Here is a 1,702-nt window from a genome sequence, read left to right on the forward strand (position 1 = left end):
GCGCCGAGCGCTGCCACTGCATGCTGCAGGCGGGTGCGGGCGTCCGCCATCGCGGCGGCGTGGTCCTGCTCCATCGCGAGCTGGCGTTCGCGCATCAGCTCGGCGCCTTCGCGCATGCCGGCGGTGTAGCCGGCGGCGTGGCCCCGGACCCTGGCCTGTTCGAGCGCCTTGTCCTGCGAGTCGTCGCTGCGCAGTTCGGTGTAGCGCAGCTTGGCGAAGGCCCCGGTACCGGTGTTCAGCTCGGGGAAACTCATCCTGGAGAACGCGGCGTCAGTAGACATATTCGTCCTCCTCCGCCCCGCGCTGGACGGTGATGATGCCGCTGGCCTCGAGCTCGCGGATCGAGCGGACGATGTCCGCGCGGGCCTCCTCGATCTGGGACATGCGCAGCGGGCCGATGGCCTTGATCTCGTCGTCGAGGATGTCGCGGTTGCGCTCGGAGACGTTCTTGCGGATCAGCTCGGTGACCGGTTCGCTGGCGCCCTTCATGGCCACCGCGAGCACCGCGATCTCGATGCCGCGCAGCACCTGCTGCACGTCGCGCGGTTCGAGCTTGGTGATGTCTTCGAAGGTGAGCATCCGGGAGCGGACTTCCTCCGCCAGCTCCGGATCGCGTTCCTCCAGGGCCTCCAGCAACGCGCGTTCGGTGGCGACGTCGGCGCGGTTGATAATGTCCACCAGCGGCCCGACGCCGCCCACCACCTCCACCTGCTGGCGGGGCACGACGGCGCCGGCCCTCACCTTGAGCGTGTCCGCCACGATCGACACGGCTTCGGGGGTGGCGGTGCCCATGGTGGCGATGCACTGCGCCACCTCCGGCCGCACCGAATCCTCCAGCCCGGCGATTACCGTGGATGCCAGCTCCGGGCGCACATGCGCGAGCACCAGCGCGATGGTCTGCGGGATCTCGCCGTTCAGCAGCGTGATCAGCTGAGTGGGGTCGGCGTCATCCAGGAACTCGAACGGTTTCCCGGCCATGGAGGTGGCCAGCCGGTCGAGCACTCCGGCGGCCTTCTCCGCGCCGAAGGAGGCGGCCAGCAGCCCGGCGGCGAACTCCCTGCCGCCGCGGGGCCGGCGCCGGCCCTTGACCGTCATGTCGTGGAATTCCTTGAACGCCTCCTCGGCGGTCTCGGGATCCACGCGGCCCATGCTCACGAGCTCGGCCGTGATCAGCTCCGCCTCGGCCTCGCTGAAGCGCTTCATGACCTCGGCGGCCCGCGCCTGTTCCATCTGCATCAGCACCACCGCCACCTTCTGGGTGCCGGTCAACGTGGTCAGTAACTCGCTCATGCGTTCTGCTTGTCATCCATCAGGGAGCGCAGGAAGTCGGCGGTCTTGTCCGGTTCCTGGGCGGCCAGGGCGTCGATTTCCGCCCGCTTGCGGTTCATTTCCTTCTGCTCGTCGGACAGCTCCGGCGGGCCGGCGAGCTCCAGTGCGGTGGTGTTCGGGCCGGTGACCACGGGGATCGGCTCCGGAACGATGATGGGCTTCGCGGGAAGCTGCAGGTCCTGCGGCGCCTCGATCTCGGGCTGGAAATCCTGCAGCTCGCCCAGGTCCACCGGCTCGCGGTTCTGGCGGCGGGACCAGCGGGCGTAGACCAGCAGGGCGATGATCACCAGCAGGATGATGCCGGCGGTGATGATGGCGGTGCGGATCAGCTCGGCCTGGCGCGCGGCTTCCTCGGCGGCCTGCGCGGCGGCCA

2 protein-coding genes and 1 pseudogene are annotated in these 1,702 nt (G+C 69.4%); all 3 read right to left on the reverse strand.

The annotated features are described in order from the left end of the window. Window positions 1–281 (reverse strand): hypothetical protein (locus AC5RUJ_RS15850; protein ID WP_494156196.1); only part of this gene is annotated, 281 nt, incomplete at its 3' end. Beyond that, on the reverse strand, window positions 271–1,290 hold the full coding sequence (fliG, locus tag AC5RUJ_RS15855) for a flagellar motor switch protein FliG (RefSeq protein WP_494128387.1): 1,020 nt from the start codon (window positions 1,288–1,290) through the stop codon (window positions 271–273). The genes fliG and AC5RUJ_RS15850, both read right to left, overlap by 11 nt. Beyond that, window positions 1,287–1,702, reverse strand: a pseudogene (locus AC5RUJ_RS15860) (hypothetical protein); the annotation flags it as partial. The pseudogene AC5RUJ_RS15860 and the gene fliG, both read right to left, overlap by 4 nt.

Source organism: Arthrobacter sp. Y3223164, assembly GCF_059091005.1.